Annotated in this window: 6 protein-coding genes; 2 read left to right on the forward strand and 4 right to left on the reverse strand. The window is 39.9% G+C overall.

Going from position 1 to position 6658, the window contains the following annotated elements:
- Nucleotides 1–10: 10 nt before the first annotated feature.
- Entirely contained in the window at nucleotides 11–616 is a 606-nt protein-coding gene (locus ACHUFM_RS01320) for a class I SAM-dependent methyltransferase (RefSeq protein ID WP_394178814.1), read from the reverse strand.
- 144 nt (nucleotides 617–760) lie between these two features.
- Between ACHUFM_RS01320 and ACHUFM_RS01325 the strand changes: the two genes are divergently transcribed.
- The gene (locus ACHUFM_RS01325) at nucleotides 761–1954 is read left to right on the forward strand and encodes an IS4 family transposase (RefSeq protein ID WP_394178816.1); all 1194 of its coding nucleotides are present in this window, start codon (nucleotides 761–763) and stop codon (nucleotides 1952–1954) included.
- Complete coding sequence (locus ACHUFM_RS01330) at nucleotides 1912–3069, forward strand: IS110 family RNA-guided transposase (RefSeq protein WP_394178817.1); 1158 nt, start codon at nucleotides 1912–1914, stop codon at nucleotides 3067–3069. The genes ACHUFM_RS01325 and ACHUFM_RS01330 overlap by 43 nt, the downstream gene beginning before the upstream one ends.
- A gap of 442 nt (nucleotides 3070–3511) precedes the next feature.
- Here the strand turns inward: ACHUFM_RS01330 and ACHUFM_RS01335 are convergent, their stop codons facing one another.
- From ACHUFM_RS01335 to ACHUFM_RS01345, 3 genes are all read right to left on the reverse strand, one after another.
- Nucleotides 3512–4003: a Panacea domain-containing protein gene (locus ACHUFM_RS01335; RefSeq protein ID WP_394178819.1), complete on the reverse strand. Its 492-nt coding sequence runs from the start codon at nucleotides 4001–4003 to the stop codon at nucleotides 3512–3514.
- A gap of 2 nt (nucleotides 4004–4005) precedes the next feature.
- Nucleotides 4006–4974, reverse strand: coding sequence for a hypothetical protein (locus ACHUFM_RS01340; protein WP_394178821.1), 969 nt, complete (start codon nucleotides 4972–4974; stop codon nucleotides 4006–4008).
- A gap of 190 nt (nucleotides 4975–5164) precedes the next feature.
- A complete protein-coding gene (locus tag ACHUFM_RS01345) occupies nucleotides 5165–5965 on the reverse strand; it encodes a TIR domain-containing protein (RefSeq protein WP_394178823.1) in 801 nt (266 codons plus the stop codon).
- Between the last annotated feature and the right edge of the window lie 693 nt (nucleotides 5966–6658).

Here is a 6658-nt window from a genome sequence, read left to right on the forward strand (position 1 = left end):
CGTGAGTGATTCATACCGAAGCATTCTTCTCGAACCCATAGTAGTGATTTTTCCCTTCATCCGTATATTCGTCAACCAAGCTTAATCCATGTTGACGAAGAATATCTATATACACCGGCCTACCAAGTGACTTAGATTTTCTTCCGGTCAAAGAATCATCCCATTCACAGGTTTGGTAGGGAGAGCTAAACAATAGCTTGCCTCTATCCTTAAGAGCACGAGCTATTTTCTGAAGAACCCTGTTTTGATCTTCCTCTGACAGCAGAAAAATGAACCCAACGGAAAGAATACCATCGTATTTTCTGTCGTAGAACGAAGATTTCTCAGCCGCTTCGCATGCTGCCGACGACACATTAGGAAATCTTTTTCGGTACTCCTGTATCAGGGTTCTGGAAGCATCGATACCATGAAGTTTGGCTCCCTTGTCGATCAGACATTGGGTGTATGGACCGCCAAAGCCGCAGCCAACATCTAAAACCGATTGCTCAGGTTGTAGAAAATGACTCCAATTTTCTACAGTTGCTGCACCGATATCAGCACTTCTCATGGACACAAACTCATTTGCGACGGCTTCCCAGCCATTAGAGAAATCTTTGTGATTGGTTGGAGTGGTCATAGTGCTCTCTGGAATTAAAGGGGGTCAGAGTCTGAGGGATCCCCACGAATTATCAATAAATAACAATAAGTTAGAGCCTATAAGGAACATTCATGGCTTTTGGTGATCAATAATTTCGCCAAAAACAACTAAACACCTAGAGCCATGAACGCGACGACTATTCTGAACAAAATCATCCCCATTGTCAGCCCAAATATGCATAAAACTCGACGACAAGCTTTGATTGCTTGCCTTCAAAGTCTTACACAAGGCAATCTCTGTACCGTGACTAACATTGGTCGTGGTATTCGATCCAATGCTTATGAGAAGCATCGCATAAAACGCTCAGATCGATTGCTATCAAACCCAAACCTGCAACGTGAATCACTCTCTATCTATGCTTACATGTGTCATCTTTTTACGACGAGCAAAAATCCTATCATTAGTGTCGATTGGTCTGACTTAGACGCAAGAAAACAACACTTCCTAATCAGAGCAACAATGGCATTTGACGGTCGTCCGTTAACCCTTTATGAAGAAGTTCATGACATAAAGACAAAAGAGAAACGATCTACACATAAGCGGTTTTTATCTACACTTAAAGCCTTATTACCTAAAAAATCTAAGCCGATCATTGTGACGGATGCGGGTTTTAAAACGCCATGGATTGATCTGGTGAAAGAAATGGAGTGGGATTATGTTGGGCGTGTTCGTCGGCCTCGTAAGTTCTACAATGACCAAGACCAATCATGGCAATGCATCTCAACCTTATTCCCTCAGGCGAGCAACCAACCCAAGACACTAACATTAGCGTTAAGACAATCAGACCCTCAACTAAGCAGGCTGGTTTTATACAAAGGAAAGCCAAAGGGCCGACACTCGTTAAATCGAGATGGCTCAACAAAGTTATCTAAAACATCTTTAACAGCGGCCAATGGGGCAAAAGAGCCATGGTTACTGGTCTCATCATTACCAAAAGGTCGTTCGTTTGCGAAAAAGTGTGTTCAGGTTTATCAAACCAGAATGCAGATTGAAGAAAGCTTTAGGGACATGAAAAGTACAAAATTCGGAATGGGATTTGAACACAATGGTACCTACAAGTTAAAGCGTATGAACCTTCTTGTTATGATGACAACATTGGTTGAAATGGTATTCGTTGTGCTAGGTAAAGTGGTAGAGCAAGCAGGTTTGTCACACCGGTTTCAGAGTAATAGTATCCGTCATAAACGAGTTTTATCCTTTTCATATTTAGGAAAGCGAGCCATATCAGTAAGCTTAAAAATCACCGCGAAACAATGGCGGGAAGGAGTCACGAAATGCGTAAAAACACTACGCGAAGCATCGAGTATTTTGACATGAAATTCGTGGGGATCCCTCAGACTCTGAAAATCCTCAAGTCAGCCTCCGAGCCTGTGTTCAGCTATGCTGAATGGTGCTCAAACCATCACAAACTGGAGGCTGTTATGTCACTTTACTGCGGTATTGATTTACATTCAAATAATCATGTTGTGGTTGTAATTGATGAAGAGGATAAGAAGGTTGTGGATAAGCGCATCGACAATAATTTAGACGCCACTATTGAATTACTTGCTCCTTTCAAAGAGCAAATAAAAGCCGTTGCCATTGAATCAACATTTAATTGGTATTGGCTCGTTGACGGCCTAATTGAAAAGGACTACCAAGTTGAGCTGGTTAACACGGCCGCCGTAAAACAATACGACGGATTAAAATACAGTGATGATCATCAAGATGCGTTTCATTTAGCCCATTTGATGCGATTAGGCATCTTGCCAACTGGCCATATTTACCCACCAGAATTCAGACAAGTACGTGATTTATTACGTCGTAGAAGACAATTAGTTAAACAGGCATCTAGTCATATGGTGAGCATTCAAAATCAAATATGGCGCTCATTAGGGTATCGAGTCAGTTGTGCAGATATACGTAAAGCTTCTTTTATACTGCCTTTTAAAATAGGCAGTTTTTTATATCACTCTGCTCATAGCAATCTCATGATGCTCAAAGCCTTAGATTTACAAATAGACCTTATAGAACAACAAACACTGAGTGCAGTGAAGCTCAAAGACGAATTCAAACTACTGACCAGTGTCACAGGTATTGGTCCTATTTTAGGGTTAACTATCATGCTGGAAACAGGCGATATCAATCGGTTTTCTGCGGCTGGTAATTATGCATCCTATTGTCGCTGTGTTAACAGTATTCGAGAAAGCAACGGCAAAAAGAAAGGCACAGGCAATCGTAAAGCGGGCAATAAATATTTATCATGGGCTTTTTCCGAAGCGGCACACTTTCTAGTTCGATTTGATAAAAAAGCAAAGCGTTTTTATGAACGGAAAAAGCAAAAACGCAATGGTATTGTGGCCATAAGAGCCATTGCACATAAACTCGCAAGAGCGGTATTTCATATGTTAAAAAATATGCAGACGTTCGATATTGATCGTGTGTTTAGCTAGTTTTCCGGTGTCATTCAGCCAGTAATGGGGGTTGGATAATAAGCCAGTGTTCCTCTGAATGGAGGGTGATATCGGATCTATTTTATTCGCCTGCATGTTAAGCCATTTCGGGTCTGGAAGGTGAAAACCTAGCCACCAACTCTGTGCGTTTATCGCATTGGATAACATGGGGAACTGACGTTTTTGTGGCGCACTAAAGTGCGTGGGAATTTGGCTTTAATTGGCCAAGGACTAGATCCAGATGGGTGACTGTTGCGGATAATTTATCCAGCACAACCAATAGAAAAACACATTCGCGAATGAAGTCCGGAGCACGCCATAAAGAACATAACGAATTATGTTTGCATAAAGCGATCCGAACTCTATCGCACCATTGACACCGGCTGACCCTAATTATTAATCTACAATTTTCATATGTCTAACGCTTCCAGCAGCGGCGCGTTTACACGTCCGACTGGCTGACCTTGTTAGGGCTTTCTTCCTTATACCTTTGAGCGAGTGAGACCAAGTCAAATGATGAATATCTCTCTTTTGTTTTGACTGGATATGTTGAGTACACATAATCAACAAACTCGTTGAAGTACATTGATTTAGTTTTTTCGATTACAGCATTTAGAATCTTTTTCTCACGCTTATTTAAATCAAGTTCTTCCGTATCGCCTTTATATGAGATTACATATTTTGACGTTCCATACATGGTATTTTGGTGTTCAACTTTAAAGCCAAGAGCACTATGAGCTGCATCAACCACGTCATCAACATAAGGGCCATAGTGGTTAAAAACCCATTCGATATCCGTTAGCTGTTTACCATCTAGCAACGCTGAAAACCAGTCAGCCAAATAAACCATTTTTGTTAATCTAGCTTTAGTTATTTCTGATTTATGAGGATATTCCGAACATAGGAAAGCTATAATTTGTTGTAACTTTTTCATTTTTAAGCCTCCATCATTTGAAGAATATCAACTTCAACAGACATACTCTTACCCTCTCGCTTAATATTAACTTCTTTATCAAACAACAGGCTGTCTCGAACAAACTTTGAAAGTTGACCTTGATGATCTCTACAATAGTCATCAATTTTCTGCTTTAGATCATTTTCAAGAAAATTTATTTCCGTTCCTTCAAAAACAATAACGCCAGTATGAACATCAGCGTCAATTATTGCTTTAGCATAGTACCTACAGCTCTTCATTGTTAAAGATTCAATTTTTTCTTGTTTATAGCCATATGTGTCAATAAGATAATTAATATAGTCTTCATTAGAGCTTGAGTGAGGGCACTCGTTTTCAATGTGACTTCCATGCTCCCAAGATTTGCTTATAACACCTTGATTCAAAGGAAATTTTTGCCTATGAACTTTTGAATAAGTTGGATTCTTAGAATACCTTTCTAAAAGATAAAATTCTTCATCATGTTCATAGTAAATTGTTACTCTAGAGTTGCTGTCAAGTTCTAGAAATTTTGACATACCTTTTAGCCAGGTTTGTACAAGTTCACCATGCAGTCCAATTATTCTCGACTTGCTCTCTTGCAATTCTTCCTGAGCTGAATTCAGTGCGTTTTTGGTATCGCTTAATTGTTCATTTGCTAGACCTAGTTCAAGCATATTTTTATTTTGCCGATCTTGGTCTTTGTACGTTCCCGTGGCTCCTAATAGGAATAGTACGCCACCAGAAATTAAGGCTGAATTAGGATTGACCAAAATTAACCAAAGACACTGCCAAAAGCCTGTAGTAGCTTGCCAATTAGTAGAAAAAACGTAATTTCCGGCAAATGCGCCACCAATTGTTAATAATACAGTCCCAATAGCGGCACATAAAATAAACAATCCCTTTCCAACCCCATCACCAAGGTTCTTGAAAAAGTCTGATTCTCCACTGAATCCGAATTTTTTGAACAACAACTCACTCCTTATAGGTGTCTATACATACAGTACCATAGCTCAAGAATTGAAACCATTCTGAAGAGCCCTAACGCCCGCATAAGAGGCAGTAATACGCGGACTAAAATCCGGGCGAAGCGACAGAGCCCACGTGTTACTGCCCCAGGGAGATTGCGACCGCCTTAATGTGATTGTTAGACTTTCTGAAGCCTTAAAACAGAGGACTGAGCTGATAACCGCAAGCCTTTAGTTCTTTGGCTATCTCAGTTTTCCAAGCCCCAAAATCATCTAGTCCTACATAAACAACGCCGCTAATATCATTGGGCGTTTCTATATTACCCTTCACCAGTGAACATACATTTTCTCGACCCAGTTTAGCCATAAGATAGCCATGTTCAAAAACAACATTTTGTCGCGCTCTATTCTTAGGCGGTATTTTATTTTCATGTACCCCGCGGCCATGGTCGCAAGCGGTATAGAGGACGATGGCAAAATCAGCTTCATTCGAATAATGCTCTATTTTTTCAATAATGGTCATACCTGCAGAAGCTTGTTCATGCAATATGATTGCTTGAAGACCTAACTGTTCAATGTAGCGACTAACTTCTTGCTTTGCCTCATTATCACGGCCATGAACAATAAATACTTTCCGTTTGTTTCTAGCTACTGGTTGAGGTTGTGAACTTGGGTGGAATTTTTTCTGAGTAGGTGTTTGAGGCGAAGCTCCAAACTCAAGTAAATCTAATACTGGCGTGAACTGTTCTGATATGTAAGTTCGTCTTTCCGCGTAAGTACTGAATTTAGGTTGAATGAATCCCCAAAATGTATCTAGATTACGGTGTTGCTTTAATAAAGAAGGTAGCAGTGGTAAGAGCTCACTATTACTTAGGAGCTCTCGTCGAAGAATCTCATATTCATTATTGTCAGCAGACAGCCCTGTAGCTCTAGATGTCAATAAATTAACGAGATAACTTACTTTGTCGAAATTGTTTTCTAGAAATTTAATACTCAATTCATTAGTCCTTTAACAAAGCATAGCAGTTAACTTGGAAGCCTAACATTTTTAATAATGCACATGCATATTTAGACAATTCAAAAACTTCTCCAATACCTTTATATCTATATGAAAAATAATGCTTTTATAAAGCTATTCACAAAATCCAAAACTGGAAAAACGAGCATGCGCGTTATTTCATTTTCCCACGGCCTGTTATTTCGCACGCAGATATTCTTACCTATTGATACTAAAACGCTTTTTCATTTCTTGCCAGTACAAAACGCGCATTTTCTTGACTATTGAATGGCGCAAAACGAGCAATATGTAGGCGAGATAAAAATAAACTGTATAGGGATTCAGATTTTTGGTGACTTTTTTCAAGGTATGTTTGATGGTGTTTCGTTGATCAGACCTACATTTTTTGCGGTTTACTCTTAATTTGTCTGAGGTTGCTTGATTAACCCCACCCTAACCCTCCCCTTGGAAAGGGGAGGGGATAAGAGATTTGGTTTGGCAGGATCAGACCTACATTTTTCGCGGTTTACTCTGAATTTGTCTGAGGTTGCTGGACTAACCCCATCCTAGCCTTCCCCTTGAAGAAGCTTATTTTTAGGTAATGGGAAGGAACACTAGATTTGGTTTGGCAGGATCAGACCTACATTTTTCGCGGTTTACTCTGAATTTGTCTGAGGTTGCTGGACTAACCCC

Source organism: Marinomonas posidonica (genome assembly GCF_043643765.1).
In the GTDB taxonomy this organism is placed as follows: Bacteria; Pseudomonadota; Gammaproteobacteria; order Pseudomonadales; family Marinomonadaceae; genus Marinomonas; species Marinomonas posidonica_A.